This is a genomic window from uncultured Nitrospira sp. (assembly GCA_902500695.1).
Taxonomy (GTDB): domain Bacteria; phylum Nitrospirota; class Nitrospiria; order Nitrospirales; family UBA8639; genus Nitrospira_E.
In genome coordinates, this window is the sequence record CABVRQ010000012.1 from 54,586 (window position 1) to 74,416 (window position 19,831).

General features: G+C 48.5%; 17 protein-coding genes. 8 read left to right on the forward strand and 9 right to left on the reverse strand.

Annotated features, from left to right (window positions below; translation table 11 throughout):
• Window positions 1–6: 6 nt before the first annotated feature.
• The 8 genes from AAH187_RS04980 to AAH187_RS05015 all read right to left on the reverse strand — a co-directional run bounded on the left by AAH187_RS04980 (window position 7) and on the right by AAH187_RS05015 (window position 10,013).
• Window positions 7–1,098 (reverse strand): Gfo/Idh/MocA family oxidoreductase, encoded by a 1,092-nt coding sequence (locus tag AAH187_RS04980; protein ID WP_342347332.1) that lies wholly within the window; start codon window positions 1,096–1,098, stop codon window positions 7–9.
• Window positions 1,099–1,192: 94 nt separating this feature from the next.
• Complete coding sequence (locus tag AAH187_RS04985; RefSeq protein WP_342347333.1) at window positions 1,193–2,584, reverse strand: surface carbohydrate biosynthesis protein; 1,392 nt, start codon at window positions 2,582–2,584, stop codon at window positions 1,193–1,195.
• Window positions 2,585–2,611: 27 nt separating this feature from the next.
• Window positions 2,612–4,975, reverse strand: coding sequence for an ELM1/GtrOC1 family putative glycosyltransferase (locus AAH187_RS04990; protein WP_342347334.1), 2,364 nt, complete (start codon window positions 4,973–4,975; stop codon window positions 2,612–2,614).
• A gap of 118 nt (window positions 4,976–5,093) precedes the next feature.
• On the reverse strand, window positions 5,094–6,323 hold the full coding sequence (locus AAH187_RS04995; RefSeq protein ID WP_342347335.1) for an aminotransferase class I/II-fold pyridoxal phosphate-dependent enzyme: 1,230 nt from the start codon (window positions 6,321–6,323) through the stop codon (window positions 5,094–5,096).
• Between the two features lie 2 nt (window positions 6,324–6,325).
• Window positions 6,326–6,571 carry an acyl carrier protein gene (locus AAH187_RS05000; protein ID WP_342347336.1) on the reverse strand — a complete coding sequence of 82 codons (246 nt, stop codon included), beginning with the start codon at window positions 6,569–6,571 and terminating at the stop codon, window positions 6,326–6,328.
• A gap of 37 nt (window positions 6,572–6,608) precedes the next feature.
• Entirely contained in the window at window positions 6,609–7,553 is a 945-nt protein-coding gene (locus AAH187_RS05005; RefSeq protein WP_342347337.1) for an NAD(P)-dependent oxidoreductase, read from the reverse strand.
• Window positions 7,554–7,585: 32 nt separating this feature from the next.
• On the reverse strand, window positions 7,586–9,352 hold the full coding sequence (locus AAH187_RS05010; RefSeq protein ID WP_342347338.1) for a fatty acyl-AMP ligase: 1,767 nt from the start codon (window positions 9,350–9,352) through the stop codon (window positions 7,586–7,588).
• Window positions 9,353–9,575: 223 nt separating this feature from the next.
• On the reverse strand, window positions 9,576–10,013 hold the full coding sequence (locus tag AAH187_RS05015) for a hypothetical protein (protein WP_342347339.1): 438 nt from the start codon (window positions 10,011–10,013) through the stop codon (window positions 9,576–9,578).
• A gap of 381 nt (window positions 10,014–10,394) precedes the next feature.
• Between AAH187_RS05015 and AAH187_RS05020 the strand changes: the two genes are divergently transcribed.
• The 3 genes from AAH187_RS05020 to AAH187_RS05030 all read left to right on the forward strand — a co-directional run bounded on the left by AAH187_RS05020 (window position 10,395) and on the right by AAH187_RS05030 (window position 13,193).
• Entirely contained in the window at window positions 10,395–11,132 is a 738-nt protein-coding gene (locus tag AAH187_RS05020) for a sterol desaturase family protein (RefSeq protein WP_342347340.1), read from the forward strand.
• Window positions 11,133–11,231: 99 nt separating this feature from the next.
• The gene (locus AAH187_RS05025) at window positions 11,232–12,356 is read left to right on the forward strand and encodes a hypothetical protein (protein WP_342347341.1); all 1,125 of its coding nucleotides are present in this window, start codon (window positions 11,232–11,234) and stop codon (window positions 12,354–12,356) included.
• A 27-nt stretch (window positions 12,357–12,383) separates the two neighbouring features.
• Window positions 12,384–13,193 (forward strand): NTP transferase domain-containing protein, encoded by an 810-nt coding sequence (locus tag AAH187_RS05030; RefSeq protein ID WP_342347342.1) that lies wholly within the window; start codon window positions 12,384–12,386, stop codon window positions 13,191–13,193.
• 90 nt (window positions 13,194–13,283) lie between these two features.
• Here AAH187_RS05030 and AAH187_RS05035 read toward each other — a convergent pair whose 3' ends face one another.
• A complete protein-coding gene (locus AAH187_RS05035; protein ID WP_342347343.1) occupies window positions 13,284–14,012 on the reverse strand; it encodes a phosphocholine cytidylyltransferase family protein in 729 nt (242 codons plus the stop codon).
• Between the two features lie 59 nt (window positions 14,013–14,071).
• Between AAH187_RS05035 and lptF the strand changes: the two genes are divergently transcribed.
• The 5 genes from lptF (at window position 14,072) to AAH187_RS05060 (ending at window position 19,831) form a co-directional block, all read left to right on the forward strand.
• The gene (gene lptF, locus AAH187_RS05040; RefSeq protein ID WP_342347344.1) at window positions 14,072–15,130 is read left to right on the forward strand and encodes an LPS export ABC transporter permease LptF; all 1,059 of its coding nucleotides are present in this window, start codon (window positions 14,072–14,074) and stop codon (window positions 15,128–15,130) included.
• Window positions 15,131–15,224: 94 nt separating this feature from the next.
• The gene (gene lptG, locus AAH187_RS05045; RefSeq protein WP_342347345.1) at window positions 15,225–16,295 is read left to right on the forward strand and encodes an LPS export ABC transporter permease LptG; all 1,071 of its coding nucleotides are present in this window, start codon (window positions 15,225–15,227) and stop codon (window positions 16,293–16,295) included.
• A gap of 298 nt (window positions 16,296–16,593) precedes the next feature.
• On the forward strand, window positions 16,594–17,799 hold the full coding sequence (locus AAH187_RS05050) for a CDP-alcohol phosphatidyltransferase family protein (RefSeq protein ID WP_342347346.1): 1,206 nt from the start codon (window positions 16,594–16,596) through the stop codon (window positions 17,797–17,799).
• Window positions 17,800–17,903: 104 nt separating this feature from the next.
• Window positions 17,904–18,872: an acylglycerol kinase family protein gene (locus AAH187_RS05055; RefSeq protein WP_342347347.1), complete on the forward strand. Its 969-nt coding sequence runs from the start codon at window positions 17,904–17,906 to the stop codon at window positions 18,870–18,872.
• 5 nt (window positions 18,873–18,877) lie between these two features.
• The gene (locus AAH187_RS05060) at window positions 18,878–19,831 is read left to right on the forward strand and encodes a hypothetical protein (protein ID WP_342347348.1); all 954 of its coding nucleotides are present in this window, start codon (window positions 18,878–18,880) and stop codon (window positions 19,829–19,831) included.

Genomic DNA, 19,831 nt, shown 5'->3' on the forward strand with positions numbered 1-19,831 from the left:
GAAGATCTACAGCACTTCTAGTGCCTGTGGTGTATAGCCCTTCTCGTAATCGATGCGCACAGTTCGTTTCTTGTCTGACGAGAGATGTGCGGCGGCGACCACCAGCATGGTTTCCAGGCCTCGCTCCAGTGAAAGGACGGAATCTTTTGTTTTGCCTGTCATCACGGCCTCGATATGCTGTAATTCCCAGATGAAATCATCTGGCCGCGTTTTTTGAATGGTGCTGAATTGGATGTCACCGCCACCGGTTTTCCAATCGACTCTGTCGAGCCCTGGTTGGTGCCCGATCGTGAGTTCCGCGAAACCGTCATTTCCTTGAATCCTTGCCCATTTTCTGGAAGGCGAGGTAATGACGTCTTGCACCACCCTTCCGATTAGCCCTTCTTCAGTCCTCAGGGTAAGCAGGCAGAGTTTGTCGTACTCCACCATATCTGTCTGGACATAATCCAGTGTCGCGGATACTTCGGTGATGCGGCCTTTTCCCAGACCTCCACTCAAAAATTGCCAAAGGTTAATCGCGTGGGAATGTTCCCCGCTGGCACCTCCCCCCCGTTTCCAAAACCCCAGATAACTGTCCTGTGGACCCTGTAACCATGAATGGGCCGCGAAGATGCCGCCCCAATGTTCACGGAATTCCACGTCAACGGTTTCAATGGTCGATAATTGGCGACCGGCTTGAAGTGTTTCCTGCGCGGCCTTTCCCACGACGTGGTCATATCCGACGAATGCGAATGTGCCGGTCTCGGTTACCATATTGTATAATTTTTGGGCCTGGTCCAAGTTCGGGGGGCAGAGAGGTTTTTCCACAAGAATGGCTTTGGGCTTTTCCTCAAGAGCCGCGAGGGCCAGGGGAAGGTGGGAATCTGGCGGAGTCCCAACGACAACGAGATCAAACCCTCCTCTCGGGGCGTTTTTGACCAGGGAAAGTTTGATGGCCTCGTCCCATTTTCCATAACGAGTTGGATAAATGGTCTGTTTTGTTCGATCCAAAGCCGCTTGGTCCACATCGCATATCGTGACGTTCCAACCCAGGGAGCGGGATGCATGAGCCAAATGGTTACCGATTGACCCCGCTCCAAAAATTTTTACGTTATACATGTATCCTCCTAAGAATGTTCAAGAAACTCGGTATATGGATGCACATTCATGCTCCGCATCATTGCGGTTGTAGGCATTCTTCTTTCCTGAGTAGTTAGTTGGGGAATATTTCAAAAATATTGTCTTGCAGGGGCCTGACTTGTGTGTGATGAAACCTTCCTAAGGCATGTTGCAATCGCTTGATGCGGTCTTCGATATGCGCCTGGTTGATTTCAGGGAAAATGTGGTTCAGGTAATTGTAGCGTTGCGATCGGTTTTGATCACCCATGCGAAATTGAGCGTTGAACCGCCGTCGTAATTTTCTGACGAGCGCCTGGGATTTTGCGGCTAATAGTGTGCCCAATTTCAGCGTCGAGGGTGAAAAGGTGGTGTCGAATGTTTCGAGCGTATTCACGATGTTTTCTGAGGCAAAAGGCCCATGGAGGGCCGCGAGATATTGTTCAATTAAACGGGTTTTGGCTTCAGAGTCATGTTCCTGTGCAGACTGGACACCTGAAAGGCTTGCTTTGACGAGTTCAATTAATTCCGGAGTGGATGTTGCCCGGCGGCTAACGGCATTTGGAAGTTTTTTGTCAAAACGGTCGGACATGATCGGCTGATAGGAAAAAACGGGACGTTTCAGGAGATACCCTTCCAAGCCGGTGGTGCAACTATTATGAATAATGGCATCGGCCGCCAATAACCAGGGAATGACATGCCCTTCTATATGAACCTGGACATTTGGATACCCTTTCGCAGCCTGTCTCCATGTCTCATGGTTTTCAGAGGGATGGGGACGGATCAATATGGTGTGTGCGGGAAAGGCTGCGGCCATTCGGCCTACCATGTCCTGGAAATGCTGGAATAGCGTCAGGCGGTGCCGGGCCATTCCAAGTTCAAATTCGTCCACGTCCAAGGGTGAGACTGTCGCTCGTTCAAGTGCCTCCTTTTCAGCCCCCTTGTTAGGCCTAAAGTGGTTCAGTTTACCGAAATTGGTATTGATCAGGATGATCTTTCCGAATTTTTCATGGATGCTTTCGACTTCCGGATTCCAATATTGGCGCAGTTCGGGCCGTAATAAATCCACACGGGAATTTCCGGTTATATGGATGGGCATTCCGTTGTATTGGGGCTGTGACTTCCAGATTCTGGCATTTTCTGGTCCCCATGCTAAAAAGAAATTTGGTCGGGAAAATTCTGTCGAGCCCAATTTTTCTTTCACATACACTTCCGGAGAACAGTACACAATCGCCTCCTCGTCCGTTCCCACCAGCGCGTGCCCCAATTGAGCCAGAAGGGAGAAGACAATAGCATTCCGGTTATGAAGGTTTGTGGGGAGGTAGATGGATCTGGGTAAAGAGGCCAGATTGAGTTGAATTTCATGCTTCTCGCCAATAATGACGGAAAATCCCCGTTCTGCGGCGAAGCAGGAAAGCAAAACTTTGGCGTCAAATTCCCTGTTAAAGACTTCAACGGGGATAGTTAGCTTTTGGTGGGGTTTTGGCATGCGTGAGATTGAAATTTCCGTAGATTTTCAGGACTGATCAAAAAACCCCAAGGCCTTTTTGACTTTTTTGGCGACGTCCCCGGTTTCGTTTAATTGTGGGCGCTTCCCGTTTTCGATGGGTTCGCCAAATGGTCGAGCCACTCCATTTTTGAAAAGGGAATCATGCAACATGGTGAGATTTCGACGAGGCTGAATCAACCCCGAACGAATCAGGCGGGCGCAAAGCCGTTCAATCCCTTGTTGTGGACGGGCGGTTCCCCGTTTGTTTAGGGGTTGGAAGTGCGCACGTTGTACAATCTTTTCACTGAGGCGCACCCCCCACGTGGGGGAATGTTCAGGAAGTGGGACGATATAGACTGGCTTGCCCAGGGACGCGGCTTCGGCCAACATCGATTCGCTTTCTCCTGTGACAATAAGCACGTCTGCGCCAGCTAAATAGGCGAAATACGGATTGTCAGATTGGTTCGGTTGCCATGTGTGAACAACATGGTCAGGAGTCAGAGTTTCTTCAAGAGCTTGGCTCAGATCCTTACCCGTTCTGGGAGATGTGACAGCAAAAATCTTCCCATGGCATGTTTCGGCTAAGTCTTTGAGTTGGTTGCCAATCATGCGAGCCATATCTGGGGTAAATTTGAACCGTGCAGTGGAACCTCCCACAACAAAGACGATGCGAGGATGGGGAGCGTTGCCAAACAGGTCCGGCCAACGTTGGCTGACAGTCTCCAAGTCTTCTTGGGTCAATCCGTTCAACGGGGCGAGTGTCTCAATCCGGTTCGGATGCGGCGAAAATCCATAATAGGTTGGTGTAATCACGACATCAAATAAATCAGCAGGACCTCCTCCTTTGCGACCTAATTGAATGATTCGTGTTCTTCCCTGGCTCTGGTCACGAATCCATCTGGCAATTGGTGCGGGTCGCCATCCCGTCGAGATCACGACGTCAGGCCAAGGGGCTTGGAGGGGGGAAGAGTGACGTTGATCCAACCCTATGATATTTGGGGGGACCAACCCCCACAGGAGTTTTTGAATTTTATGCCATCCGTAGAATCGTAACTGTTTAATATCATAAGGCCACCCCAACGATTTCGCGAGTAATTCTGATTGGGTGGTATGTCCAGCTTTGCCGTCTGAGAGTATCCATATTCGTGGAAGAGTCCCAATCCAATTGCCTCCACAACGGATGTGACTCTGTGGAATTCCCTTGGAGGAGTGTGTGTGGAACACGACTTTCCAGTGAATAGCCGGATAGCGGGCACTGATTGAGTCGATATGACTGATCCACCAGTTGAAATCTCGCTTTAAATGTGATTGGAGAGGGCCAGCCGTGAAGGATTGGAGTGGAGAAGTGCTTTCTATTCCCACATAGACCATACCGGTTGCACGATGAAATAGGGATTCAATGACCCATGGAACATCGTCTTCAGGAATGAGTTGCAGCCCTTTGGGTGCAAGGACAATGTCGAATTTTTGAAATTCTAGAGCCCCAGGGTCTTGATGACAAAGGTCAAAGGGAGTCATGCCTAATGGAGAAAGGTCGCCGGACCTCAGATGTTCTGGAAGACAGTGAACACGTTCCCCGAGATGACAATAGAGAAGAGTTTTGGGCTTGAGAATGTGGATCGCTTCTTCAATCTCGGGCACGGTCTCGGTATCCTGGCTAGGGACGTTGGCCTGGATTTCGCTTGCTTGAGTCGCGAATTTGGTAAATAGTGAGGATGGATTGGATTGGGTGAAGGTAAGGAACCCTTGTTGATTGGCGCTGTATTCCAAGTTAAACCACACATCTCCAACCGAGCTTTTCTGATAAACAAATTCCTCGGGGAAAGGCTGCCAGGGTTGCGTATGAAGAGCGGTAAAATGGAGGACTTTGGATCGTCCTGTTCGATATTCTTCATCGCGGGCATTCCATTCGGGTTCCAGTTGCCCCCAGAGGTTGGGTACGTTTAAGGCGCGTTCGAGGAGTGCATTTTTTCTCTCAAATTTGGCTGCGTTCAGCGACCAGACCTTTGCCAATTTGGTGCAATCCATCAGCATGACCGAGGAATCATTTTGAGCAATAGAGAGAAAGCCATGATCGTTTAAATCGTGGTCGAATAATTCCCCAGGGTCTGCCAGGTAGATTTGATCCACATCGTTGTAAATCGCCCGTCCGACCTGGCCCGCAAATGATGGAATCGCAAATCGATAATTCGTAAACCCTGTCAGCCATTTCCGTCTGTCAAATCCTGATAATTCCTTCATGAGAAAAATTTCGTACACTCGACCTGGATCACGAACCTGTTCAATGGACCACACGAGGATGCGTTCAGCCCTGTATTGGGCTGGTTCACTTCCAATAAAAATTCTGACCGGAGATTTCCCAGAGGAGGTATTTCCTTCTCTGGCTTCCAAGGTTATTTTTTCGGGAATTGCCCTAATGCCGTTTGGTCTAGAGCGGTGGCGTGTCATGGGAGGTTTGGAAATAGGTTAGGGTGGTTATTTCGACATGTGATCGAAGCGCGAACATTTTTTAATTGAGGATTGCATCCGGTTGCACCTGAGCAGGGTTGGTGTGGGTTTGAGTGATATGAGGCAACTCTGCAAATGCAGAAATAATTTTTTCAATTTGTTTCTTTGTATGAGCTGCACTGACACTTAATCGAAGGAGGCATTCGCCGTTTGGAGTGGCAGGAGGAATCATGAGGTTGACATAAATGCCATTTTCCAAGAGTTGTTGCCACATAGCAAGAGCCAATTCTCTGGTAGGGATCATCGCGGCAATAATCGGTCCGACCTCTGCCCCTAGCGTATACCCGCTCTTTATTAATCCCTCATACAATTGCTGTGAATTCGTCCATAGCTGTTGGCGAAGTTCGGGGTGAGTCTGGATAATCCGGATGGTTGCCCGTGTGGAAGCGACAACAGATGGACATGGGGAGGCCGTAAAAATATAGGGACGACTGGCATAGCGGATTAACTCGAACTCTGGATGAGAGCTTATACCGAATCCGCCAGTCGAGCCCAAGCTTTTGCTGAATGTTCCGACGATGCAATCGACGTCCTGTTCGACGCCTGTTTCCTCGGCCAAGCCCCGTCCATGTTGGCCGAGTATGCCCAACGAATGGGCTTCGTCAACGATGAGGGTGGCCCCATATTTTTTCTTCACTTCGACGATCTCGGCCAGAGGAGCTCGATCTCCCAGCATGCTATAAATGCCCTCGACGACAATTAAGGTCCGATGACTTCTCTCCCCCAATCGACGGAGACGTTTTTCTAAGTCTGCCACGTCATTGTGCTTAAACCGGATGATCTCTGCGCCTCCAAGCCTGCATCCATCATAAATGCTGGCATGAGAGTCCCCATCCATTAATATGGTATCCCCAGCGCCTGCAAGAGCAGAAAGGACGCCAAGATTGGCTTGGTATCCCGTGGAAAAAACGATCGCATAAGGCGCACCATAGAATTCCGCGATGGCTTTCTCCAGATCCCTGTGGCTCGCAAAAGATCCATTCGCCATCCTCGATCCCGTTGTGCCGGTCCCTTCCTGGGCAAGAGCCTGTTGACCGGCCAGAATGGCGTCAGGGTGAAAGGTTAAGCCTAAGTAGTTATTGGTACCAACCAGAATAGTCGTTCGGCCGTTGATAATGGCTTCTGTTGGTGAAAGGATCTTGTCGACAGTGACATGAAACGGGTTGACTCCACTTTTTAGCAACTCATTTCTGGCTTCTTGAATAGGAAGAAATTTGTCGAATAATGACATGATTACCCTTTCAGCAATTTCTCAATCTCTTCGCCTAGGTCCTTCACTGTTCGGATTTTGGGAAGATTATTCAGAGGGATGGAAATATCAAAGTGATCCTCGATTTTCAAGAGAACTTGCATGACCTGCAAGGAATCTAATCCCAACTCGGCAACCAGCTCTGTTTGTTCTTTTAACCGAAAGTTCTCTTTGGTAAAAGGCTTAAGGGTGTCGAACAGTTGAGGGAGAATGTCAGCATAACTTATCATAATAGCCTTCTTGATGAGGGAGGAGGACGGATCTGTACTAATCCCTATGGGATGGCATGAGACTATCCGATGTGAACAATCGACGCAAGCCTTCTTTGAGTGAGATTTGAGGAGTCCAGCCGAGGGTCTGAGTCACGTGAGTATTGTCACAGACCCAATTGAGGTGTAGGAGTTCAGCAACCTTCCCTCTGGTGAAAAGAGGAGTATATCTCAAGAGGTGGGAGAATACTTCGTTACTTTTCCCTCCAATTTTTAGGAGGCTTGGTGGAATACGCAAGCACAGGTGGAGGCGAGGATTGGAAATACGAAAGACATCCTCCCAGGAATATCCCCCAGGGAAGCCATCATCAATCTCAAAAGTTTGAGAAGGTGGGTCCCCGCTTTTTAGCCAATGAAGAATAGCGTTGGCGAGATCATCGACATGAATCAAGGAAAATTTGGCCTGGGAAGGACCAAGTTGAATCCCAATTCCTTTGCGTAACATGGTAAAAAGTGGAAGCAGCGCACGGTCTTGCGGTCCATAGACGGCAGGTGGACGAAAGATACTCCAGTTCAGTGCCCCCGCCTCACGGGTTAACACTGCTTCACCTTCATATTTGCTCCAGGCATAGGGTGAGAGTGATGGCTCACGAGCGGCGAGAGATGAGAGAAGAACGAATCGTGGGAGAGGGGAATGCGCGAGACAGGCTTGAATGATATTAGAGACTCCCGTCACATTGGTCGGATAGAAGTCCTCTCGGCTAATTCCGCGGATCGCACCTGCGCAGTGAATGACAGCAAACGAGTCTTTGACCAGGGCTAAAAGACTGGCAGGATCTTCCAATTGGCATTGGACCGGTTCTATTCCCAGGTTTTCGAGCTTTTGAGCTTGGCGTGGAGAGCGAGCCAAGCCACGCACATGCCATCCGGCTTCCTTTAAATGCTGCGCGATGACTCCTCCAATGAAACCGGCAGCCCCTGTTAGGGCAACGGTAGTACCCATAGTAGAGGACGTGAGGAAAGGATAGTCCGGTCTTAAGCAGACCTGGCTATGGTTGACAGCATTGGAGTGACCTCTTCCCACTGAATACGAGTGAGGAAGTCCGCTTTGGCACGAGATCGGGAAAGTTTTCCAGATGATGTACGCGGAAGTGTCCTTGGAGGAATGAGCTCAATATAGCAGGGAATAGACAACTCCTTGTGAACTAAGGATCGTAGGCGCTGAACCAAGTCCTCCCGTTTTTGAGTATCCATTTCACGGCATTGCACAACCATGATGGCGATCTCGTGGCCGTCAGGGGAGGAAACGGAAAAAGCGGATGAATCACCAGGTCGGACTTCTGCCTGTTGTTCTGCCATGAATTCTAAGTCTTGAGGCCAGATATTCCGTCCATTAATGATAATCATATCTTTGGACCGGCCAATAATGACGAGACTGTTTTTGACCCAATAGCCGATGTCGCCCGTATTGAGCCAACCATCGGGGGAAAGGACCTCTTCAGTCATGATCGGATCATTAAAATATCCGGTCATGGTGCTTGCCCCACGCACAAAAATTACTCCACTTTCTCGCTCATCGAGGACATCACCGTTCATATTACGTATTTGGACTTCATATCCAGGAAGAGGGACTCCGCAATTCACAAACTTGCTGCATCGAGCCTGGTTGTCATCAGTCGAGAATGGGGCAAAAGGGATGGCTAGCCTGTTATTCGAGAGCTGATCTCCGTCAACCCTGTCAACCTCAAGCCCTTTGTTTAAGGGAGCAAAACTAATTGCCAAAGAACATTCAGCCATCCCATAGCAGGCCAAAAACGCTTCAGGTTTAAACCCGCTGGCCTTCAGGGTTTTGGCAAAACGGGAGAGACTATCGGCACGAATTGTTTCTGCTCCAGCACCAGCGATTCGCCAAGAGCTGAGATCATACTGTTCATTGAAATCTTCCCCAAGTCTTCGCACGCAGAGCTCGTATCCAAAGGAAGGGCTGAATGAAATTGTTGCCCGACTCTTCGTCATTAATTCTAGCCACTGACGTGGGCGCATGGCAAAATCGCGTGTGCTCAAATAATCAACCGAAAGCTGTGAAGCAATTGGACCAAGAACGAATCCTACTAATCCCATATCATGGTAGAAGGGAAGCCAAGAGACACAACGGTCACCAGGCTGAACTTGTAAGCCATGCTGAATGATTCCGGAAAGATTCGTCATCACGGCCGCTTGAGTGACTTCGACACCTCTAGGCCAACGTGTGCTACCAGAGGTGTATTGAATATAGGCAAGTTCTTGTGGCTCCAGTGGGCTGAGGGGACCATGATTTTCTTCCAATGAGGCGAATGTTTCCGGACCTCCAATGAGGACCAGGTCCATCTCGGCTGCTGCTTCCTCTAAAAATGGCAAAAAGCCTTCAGGTGCCATAGCGATAGAGGCTTGGCAGCTCTCGAGCAGCCGTTTAAGTTGGGTGACGTATGCCTGATGTCCCCCTAAATGCAGTGAAATAGGGAGAGGAACCGGAACCAGCCCGGCGTACTGACAGGCGAAAAAGAATCGAATGAAATCTGGGGTGGTATCAGCAATGAGGGCCACCCGAGCGCCACGTGCTAGTTCTAATCCGTTCAGTCTTCTGGCTAAATTTTGTGCTTGTTGTTGAAGGCCGGCATATGTCAGAACGTGGGTGAGCTTGCCTCTCCCTGAGTAAAAATTACAGCCGGTTTCTCCTGAAGCCGCATAATCAAGGGCCTCTGAAAGGGTGGAGAAGTTCCCATGTTTAAGTCTGAGTTGGTGCTGAGTTGGTGTAGCGTTCATTCTATCTCAATGATTAAAGGCAGTATTATTCCAAATGGTTTGCTAAAAAGCATTTAATTAAGTAAGCAATTATAATGCCATGACAATTTATTTATTAATGACTAAGAACGAAGGAAAAGCGAAAGTAAATGTTCCTATTCGGTTTAGGTTGTAGCAAAAAAACCGCAATTTGAGTCTATTTTGCAACAGGCAGATTCTGGCATTTAAGTACTTTTGGCTAAATTTAAATTCCATGAATCCAGTTGCTTTTGAGGTGGCTGAAAATTTCTTGGTGCACCTCTTCTGATGTGTCATTTGGATTCTTAAGGAGAGGTGCCCCAGGCCATCCAGGGTCAAGAAATTGCTGTTGAGAAAATAATCGAGGCGTGTCATATCGGGGAATGACATGAAAATGAACCTCGGGGTCAACCATCATCAACATGAGGTAATTTATTTTGCTATAGCCAAAAGTGCGTGAGACACTTGTCTCAATCTCACGTATGATCCCTGGCAGTTCTGTAAATGCATCGGCACTAATTTGGGAAAACGCTGTGGCCTCCTCTCGACAAATTAATACCAGTGAGCCAAGGGTCACCTGTTGGGGGCGTAGGAGAATGACCCACTGGGAAAATTCTTTGAGGCAGGAATTGGGATACCCAAATTTTTTCATCGTGGTGTTCATGAGCCTGCTCTTATACCCAAAGAGTTATTCTTGTGTCTATGAGGCAATGAGTCTCTCCCGTCCCCATTGGCCTATGTTGGCATCCCGAGCGGCACATCGAAATATACACGGGTTTTGTGCCAGGGGTTCCAACGTTATCATGTGGCAATGTTAGGCATTGAACCCGTAAAGGATTGAACGAGGGCTTTGGGCGTTGGTGAGGGAATCAATGGATTCCGTTATAATCGTTCAGGCTTTTTGATTGGAGGTATTGGTTTCCAGTCGTCTATTCTTGTGGCTTCTTCCGAAGGTTTCTATAATTGCCACAGGGGTTAATCCTGAAGATTAAGGTGTGGGGTCGATTGAGGACAACAGGCAAATGAGGAAAGGGATGGAGGTTTCGTGGTGTTAACCAGTCAATGGTATCGTGAAAAGTATCTCCTTGATCGCATGACGTTTCGCGATCTGATGTGGGCGTACGTCCTATACCCGAGTATTCAAATATATGCGGTGTTATTGGCCTGTAGTATCGTCGGTGCTGTTGTCCTTTCCCACTATTTCCCGGTTTCTCCATTTCGCGTGGCAGGAAGTATTGTTCTGACCCTGCTTGCCTATCCCTTCGTGGAATATGCTGTTCATCGGTTTATTTTACATGGGCGATACCTGTATCGGTCGCCATGGACCGCAGCCTTGTGGAAACGGATTCATTATGATCACCACCAGGATCCCAATGATTTGCGGGTGTTGTTTGGGGCAGGCTCAACCACCCTGCCCACGATTGTTGTGGCCACCTTCCCTATTGGGATGAGTGTTGGAGGCTGGGTAGGGGCGGCCCTTTCTTTTGCGACAGGATTGGCGTGTTTTATGGTGTATGAACTCTGTCATTGCATGCAGCACCTGCGCGTGAATCCCAAGATCAAGTTTTTACGGAGGATCAAGCGACATCATTTACTGCATCATTTTCATAACGAACAAGGAAACTTTGGGATCACCAGTCTGTTGTGTGACAGGATTTTCGGTAGTGGGTATGGGAGTGCTGAGGATGTGCCGTTCAGTCAGACTGTTTCCAATCTTGGCTATGCGGATGAGGAACGATCACACTATCCTTGGGTGGCTCAACTATCAGAACAGAAGCCATAAGAGACTCATGGACATTCGTCATAGTGACCCTCACATTGCCTCACGAGTCCGCACTCCCTATAGCAGAGTGGTGCGCCAAGATGGTTGGGAAAAGGCGTTTTGATTCGTATTGAACCGGTCACCGACCGCGCCGGGCTCAAAGAGTTTATTCGCCTTCCCTGGAAGTTGTACCACTCAGATCCTCATTGGATTCCGCCTTTATTGGTCGAACGGCTCCATACCTTTTCCCGGAAAAATCCCTACTTTCAGCATGCTCGTTGGCAATGTTGGCTGGCCTATCGCGGACAGGAACCCGTTGGTCGAATTTGCGCCCAGATTGATGACCTGCATCTCAGCCGTTATCAGGATCAGACGGGGTTTTTTGGTTTGCTTGAAGCAGAGGAGGAGGCCAGCGTCTTTCACTCGCTATTCCAGACTGCGGAAACCTGGCTTCGGACCCAGGGGATGACGAACGTTCGGGGGCCGTTTAATCTGTCAATCAATCAGGAGTGTGGGTTGTTGGTCGATGGATTTGATTCACCGCCCATGATTATGATGGGCCACGCCAGGCCTTACTACGCGTATGGTGTTGAACAAAATGCCTATAAAAAGGCCCAAGATCTTCTGGCCTATCGTATTGGAATACATTTTAGTTTTCCCCCTGGAGTTTCTCTGTTTCTCAAAAAAGCGAAAACCTCGATGCGCATTCGTCCGTTACGGCGGAAGCATCTGAAGGAAGATTTAGCAATTATCAAGGATATTTACGAAGAGGCCTGGTCAGATAATTGGGGGTTTCTTCCGTTTACCGATGCAGAATTTGCCGAGATCGGACAGCAGCTTAAGCTATTGGTTAAAGATGATTTTGTCCAGATCGCTGAAATCGATGGAGAACCAACGGCGATGTTGGTTGCCTTTCCCAATATCCATGAGGTCATTCGAGATCTGAATGGGCATCTGTTTCCATGGGGTTGGCTGAAAATCTTATGGCGGTTGAAAGCGTCCTATCCCCGGTCGGGTCGGGTGGCCCTCATGGGAGTGCGTAAACGATTTCAATCCAGTCCGATGGGTGCTGCGATGGCCTATGGTTTAATTGAGGCGGTGAGGGAGGCAGGGCTTCGAAACCAAATTCAGCATGTCGAAATGTCCTGGATTTTGGAAGAGAATAAACGCATGCGCCACATTTTAGAATCTCTCGGCGCCGAACCATACAAGACGTATAGAATTTATGAGAAGCATCTTCAATGATTGCAGATATCTGTTTCATGGAGCCGTATGGAGCTTGACCACCAACCTGTGACGGCCCTCATATTAGCTGGTGCTCGAACCGGCCGAGATCCTGTTGCCCAGATGGCAGGGGTATCAACCAAGGTCCTGGCAAAGGTGGGTGGGGAACCTATGATTTCCCGTGTATTACAGACGTTAGACCAGTCGCGCACTGTGGGGAAAAGAATTTTATGCGGGCCTTCATGGGAAACGGTCCAAGATAATCCGTTTCTAGGGACATTGATTGAGTCAGGAGCGGTCCAGTGGGTGGAACCTCAACAAGGTCCGAGTCTCAGTGTTGCGAGGTTTTTAGAGAGACATCCTCAAGAATTCCCTGTCCTGGTCACGACGGCGGACCATGCCTTGTTAACGGCAGAGATGGTTGATTATTTCCTCCATGCGGCGCAGGAAAAACAGATGGATGTGGCCGTGGGGCTGGTGCCCTATTCCTCAGTTGTGGCGTCGTACCCTCAATCCAAGCGAACGGTCACACGCCTCACGGGCGGAGGGTTTTGTGGGTGTAATCTTTTTGTTCTCTGTACCCCAAAGGCTAAGCGAATGGTGGAGTTCTGGAGCCGGGTTGAGCGTGAGCGCAAGCATCCCCTTCGCCTGATTCGGACCCTGGGGGGGCTGGCGCTGGTCCGCTATATACTTGGTTGGTTGTCGCTTGCAGAAGCTTTGAATCGGCTTGGGCGGAAGCTCAATCTTCATGTGCAAGAAGTGCTGCTTCCTTTTCCCGAAGCGGCTATTGATGTCGATACTCCTGAGGATCTTGCCTTAGCCGAAGCAATCTTGGCCAAACGACAGGAAGACATGTAAAAGGGCGTGGCTCCGGCCTAATCACGGAGGGATTGGCATGGGCGTCTTCCGCGACAATCATTTAAAGTAAAAAGTCGATGGAGCTCCATTTCACGAGGGATGAATTTTGAACAAACGTTCAGCATGGTCTAAGTCGGATGGATTATCGATCTCGGCCCAATTCAACCCCTTAATGCAAAAAGTCGACACATGACCCTGTTGGGCTAATTCGTCGAGGAGTGATAAGTACCATTGCTTGAGCGCCTCCGGTTTACGAATTCGTTGGTCTAATGTTGAAAGAAAGATTTTAGGTCCATTGCCCTGAAATCGGATCATGCCGATGGACTCTCCGTTCACGTGTTCGATTGGCAGGGTTTTGCCAATTCGATCCAATTGTGTGCCATGCACGATGACTTTCATATCGTCAGCATCGTAACGAACTTTCTCATCAGTCACTAAGGTAATGGGAGCAGAGGGGGCCTGCAGCAGACCTTTTAGGACCGCTGATTCAAATAGGGTGTCCCCATTTATTAAGACAAAATCCTGAGTCATGTCGTTTCGGGCCGCCCAACAACTCATCAAATTATCTGCCATGGCAAAAAATGGATTATAGATGGTGTGGACAGAACCGGAGGCGATATCGTCAGCCAGAAGAGCTTCGACTTTCTCAGCCCCAAATCCTACCACAATGTGAATGGAATCAATTCCCAGGCGAAGAAGTTCTTGAATTTGCCATTTCACAATTGGTTGTCCATTGACCGGAACCGTACATTTGGGTTTATCGGCTGTATGCGGGAGTAACCGTTTTCCTTGTCCAGCACTTAATATGACGGCTTTCATCGTGGTAAATCTCCTATCATGAGATGTTCACTGGATATTGCTGTGTTGAGGTCTGTTCGATGTTAGTCAGATACCTCGTTCGAGAGGTCCTGAAGCCCACAGCTGTCGTCTGTGGGCTTTTGGTGGCGTTGTTTGCGGGATATAGTTGGGTCACCTTTTTGTCCAAAGGCATGAATACGTTGTTGCCCGGGAATATGATTCTCACGTTAATCATGTTAAAAGTTGGGATTGCCCTTGAAGTCCTTATCCCTATTTCATTGTATTTCGGGGTTATTTTGGGGTTTGGTCGTTTGTCTGCCGACTCTGAAATGAAAGCGTTTATGGCATGTGGTGTCAATCCGTATCGGATCCTTCTTGCGATTTTTGTTCTTTCCTGTTTTGTGGGCGTGATTGTCAGCATCTTTTCTTTGTATCTCCGTCCATTGGCCTATGAGCAAAGTTATCGATTAAAAGCTGAAGGAGAGGCTGGATTTCGTTTGAGCAATTTAGATGCCGGGCATTTTTATGAACGACGAAATGGATCCCTGGTGTTTTTTGCAGAGGATATCGATCAAGACCATCAAAAATTAAGTAGGGTCTTTGTTCAAAGTGAAAACGGAGATAATTTGCAGGTCTTTTCGGCAAAGACCGCACAAGAGCAGATTGATCCCCAAAGTGGTATCTCGATTCCAATTCTCTTTGATGGATTCGAATATAAACTGACAAGGGAGGGGGAGATCAAGCACATTTCCGGTTTTTCACGGTTAGCAATTTATCCTCAGGAGCTCGAAGAGGAAAATAGACGCAAAGCGAAATCCACACAAAATTTAATCGCATCTGATTCTCGCAAGGATATCGCAGAACTTCAATGGAGGTTTATAGCACCTTTTTCGACTATTCTCCTGGGGCTGCTAGGGGTGCCCTTGAGTCGTGCTTCTCCAAGACAAGGTAAATACGCCAAAACCTTCACAGCCACCGTAATTTTTTCAATTTATTACTTTACCGAGTTGATGGTGAAGACCCTGGTGGAGCAAGGCAACATCCCCATCATTCCCGGTCTTTGGTTGACGATTCTTGGGTTAGGAGCCTTACTGGCCTATTGGCTGGCCCCCACGCGTTTCCCCAGGTCCCTATCGTAGCGGCTGGAGTCCATGGTCTTCCAATATTCTCAGATGATCGGGATTCATATCTGGTAGGAGATGAACCCCTGTAAATGGGCTTCACGATATTTACATGAAAACTCTTAATCGGTATCTGGCGGGTAGTTTACTAAAAGGATATCTTCCGATCCTGGCGATCTTTTTAGCGGTTTTTAGTTTAATTGTTTTTGTTGAAGAACTGGATGAGGTGGGGAAAGGCCGGTATACATTTTGGAGCGCAAGTGAGTATTTGTTGCTGACCATGCCAGGCCGATTGGTGTATTTGGCCCCGTTTGTCGCCTTATTGGGGAGTATCATGGCCTTAGGGGGGCTTGCCAATGGTTGTGAACTTATTGCGATGCAGGCGGGGGGAGTTTCTCCCTATCAAATAGCCTGGTCGGTGATGAAGGTTGGGGCATGTTTTATGGTACTCGTGGGGGTTCTGGAAGAGGTTGTCAATCCTCCCCTGGACCAGGAGGCCTATTTGAAGAGATCCATGGCCTTGTCGGATACAGGCGCCTATAAGGGAAAGCAGGGTTTCTGGTTTCGGGAGGGGAGCCGCTTCGTCAGAATTCATCAGATTCGCTACGGAGAGAGTCCGCAAGGCCTTGATATTTTTGAATTCCATGATGACGGACAATTGGATTTCTATATGCATGCTCAAGAGGCAGAAATTGTCAATCCTCAGAAGTGGACTCTGAAAAATATTAAAAAGCAGGTCATTCATGGATATCATGTTTCTCAGGAGCAGTTGGCGAGCCTGGAATGGAACTCTCCGCTTAAGCCGAATGAAGTGCGGTTATTGACACTTCCTTCTTCCACTTTGGCCCCTTCGGAACTCTACCAATACATGGAATTCTTAAAACGTAAAAAACAAAATTTCCTGAGATACGAGTTAAGCTTTTGGGACAAAATATTTATGCCCTTAAATACCGGTCTCATGATCTTAGTGGCCATCCCGTTTGTCTTTGGTCCCTTGCGAATGTCTCCAGCAGGAAAGAGGGTATTCATTGGGTCCCTGGTCGGTCTGGCCTATCATTTGATGACGGAAATTTCTAAACATGTTGGACTTTTGCTTGGAGCCTCTCCTTTTTTCACGACGGCCGCTCCCTTCCTCATGTTGTCTCTTGTCACGGTTGTTTTGTGGCGGCGTTACCTCAATTAAAAAGTAGTGGAAAGTGGACCCGGGGATCATGCATGATCAAAAAAAATTTCACCTTTTGTGGGTAGATACCAAGAGACGGTAGGGTATGCCTGAGGCTCATGGGAATTCTCATGAAATTGGAATAAACAATATTGCACAGGATCTCAGGCATAAGGCTTACGGCTTTGTCGGAATGACTTCCTCATGCAGCCATTGGTCGGTTTGGAGCCGTAAGCAGGGTTGTCTCGAATAATTCATGGGGTAGTTGATCGACTCTATTATTCTTTCATGCGTAAGGGAAATAAGGCGTGGTAATTCAATGACTGTGTCTGCATATATTATCAATGATCCGAATATCCGTTTGTGGAATTTGACCTCCCATACCCGTTATCAACGAATGTTAAGTCGAATGGGGGTTGAAACATTCATTAATAATATCAACGAACTTCCATCCGATCATTCGCTTCTTATTATTAGAGGAGATTTTTTATTTGATGCGCGAATATTCTCCTTCCTCTTGAAGCAAACCAATGTTGTCCTGGAAGTTCAGGCTCAAGGTGGGTTACGCCCGGTTGTGGCTCATGTGGATTCCACTTTGGCTTCCGCAACGTGTGAAGGGATACAACGAGAAGACACCAGAGATGTTTCAAACCTACAATTTGTGACATTGCAAGATCTATCAACGTCTTTTTCAAACGAATTGCGAAAAACCGATCACCCCTATGTGTTTCCCATTCGTGAAGATAATCGGGTGACTCTGGAAGAACACTTATTTACGGGGTCATATAAAGGGGTCACTGATCTGGTGACGAAGTTTCTTTGGCCTGTTCCGGCCAAATGGGCCACCCGGCTTTGTGCGCGTTGGGGGATTTCTCCTAATCAGGTGACATCGCTGAGCCTATTACTGGTCATTGTGGCGGGAGTATTGTTTACCTTCGGACAGTTTTTCTGGGGGCTCGTCCTGGGATGGATGATGACGTTTCTTGATACGGTGGATGGGAAATTAGCCCGAGTAACGGTGACCTCCAGTAAATGGGGTAATATTTTTGATCATGGCATTGATTTAATCCATCCTCCTCTTTGGTATTTAGCCTGGGGCGTGGGTCTCACCGCATTTTCCCCTTTTCTTCCTTGGTTGACTCTGGAAATCACTTTTGGGGTTATTTTACTCGGATATATTCTGGGACGTATGGTTGAAGGAATTTTTCAATGGTGGTTGGGAGGATTTGTCATCTTTTGTTGGAAACCCTTGGATTCCTATTTCAGGCTTATCACGGCTCGTCGGAATCCTAATCTTATCCTCCTGACGGGTAGTCTTTTTTTGGGGCGTCCTGATTTGGGCTTGGAGGCTGTGGCGATTTGGACAGTTGGCTCAACCCTGATTCTTTTGGCCAGACTCCTTATGGGGGTTTGGGGGAAAACCACTATGGGTTCCCTCACTTCGTGGTTGGCCGAGATCGAACCCGATAAACGAAATTCCCTGGCAGTGAGAATGTTTACCAATCCTCCGGTCACCATCAAATGATCTTTCATGTAGATATGACATATTTTTACATCTACCAGTACTCCACAATGTAGATGCTTCCTATCCCATCTTTGCCGTCGCTTGAGGTCGGCCGCACGAGGTCTATGATGCGTGTGGGGATCCTTCATAATTCGCTGAGTGGCCGTAATAGGAGAAAGCCAGCCCTTTTTCAAGAAATTTTCATCAAATATCCCGAAATGCAGCGGGCTGAGGTCAACACGCCTGCAGATATCCTCGAAGCTCTGAAGACGTTTGCCCACCGTCAGGTGAATTGTGTGGTCGTCAACGGAGGGGATGGGACCATTCAAGCCACCATGGGGGCTTTGTTTCATCATCGTCCTTTTGCCGTCATGCCCCGGTTGGCTGTGTTGCCCGCAGGGACGGCCAATCTGATTGCGGGAGATGTTGGTTTAGGGAAATTTGAGCCACACACGCTTGAACAGTTGTTAGGTCAAGCCAAAGCGATGATTCCGAGATTATCTTTTGAAACACGACCAGTTCTTCGTATTCGATTTCCAGAAAGCCGAGAGCCGCTGCATGGGATGTTTTTCGGGGCCGGGGCTATTTATCATGGCACGCAACTAGGCCTTGATACCAAACAGTCGATAGGCCGGTTAGGGGAATGGGGGGCCGGGCTGATTCTGCTGAAATTTTTATTGGCGCTGGCCACCGGGTCCAGAAAAGGATTGAACCCAATCACGGTGCGTGTAGCAACTGGAGAATCAGCATCTCTCCAGCATGAGTATTTAGTCTTGCTGGTCACCACCTTGAATCGCTTGTTTTTAGGGATGAAGCCGTTTTGGGGCAAGCAATCCTGGCCTTTACGCTATACGAGTCTTCGGGTGCCATATCGCTATTTATGGCGTGTCTTGCCAACATTGTTTCGTGGAAGGACACATCCTTTGGCCACGACTGAACATGGCTATGTCAGTGAAAACCTCTCAGAGCTTCGTTTAGCGTTTAACAGCGGATTTGTCTTGGATGGTGAGGTGTACGCGTCTTCCATGCCTGAAGAGCCTTTAACCCTGGATTCTCCTGGCGAGCTGTCATTTGTGCGGTTAAAGACCGAATAACTGTGATGGACGGTTCCCCAACAGTCCTCGAGGTCGTGAGCCAGCCGAGCGCTCGACCCATTCCTGTGTCCATTGAAGCAGCGGGAAATTTCCTGGCTGAAAAATACGGGAAGGCTGTCCAAGGAATCTTATTGTATGGCTCCTGCTTGCGGGCGGGAACGGATCAAGACGGATTAGTCGATTGTTATGTCATTGTGGATCAGTATGCTTCGGTCTACCAATCCGTTTGGTTGGCCCTCCTCAATCGTTGGCTCCCACCGAATGTGTTCTATGGAGAAGTGAACCTGGAGGGGCGGATCGTCCGTATGAAGTATGCCGTGCTCTCGTTAGGGGATTTTGAGCGAAGTGTGACTTCAAAGTGGTTTCATTCATACTTTTGGGGGCGCTTTGCGCAGCCGACGGCCGTGATGGCCTGTCCCAGCTACATGATGAGTCAACGGATTATTTCAGGCTTGGAAAGAGCGGTCCTGACATTTTTGGGGAATGTCGTTCCACAAATGCCGCAACAATTTTCTGCCAAAGACGCATGGAATATTGGTTTGGCCCTCAGTTATAGCGCCGAGTTACGTGCCGAATCAAAAGGCCGAATCGCCACATTGTGGGACAGCAACCACGCCTATTATGAACAGGTCGCCCATGCGACGTTTCTAGCACATTTTCCAAAGATCAAGGTCATTCAGGGGAATGACCTCATACTGTATGAAATGGAATATTCCAGGTGGGACTACATCAAGAATCGAATCGCCTGGATTGTTCGAAAAGTGCAGGGGAAGGTGTTATCTATTTTGCGGCTGATGAAAGCCGCTTTTACGTTCCAGGGAGGGGCGGACTACCTCATCTGGAAAATCGAGCGGCATTCCGGGGTGAAAATCGAATTAACTCCAGCGCAACGGCGGCATCCCATTTTGGCTGGCCTCACGACATTCTGGCGACTCTATCGCAAAGGGGCCTTCCGGTAG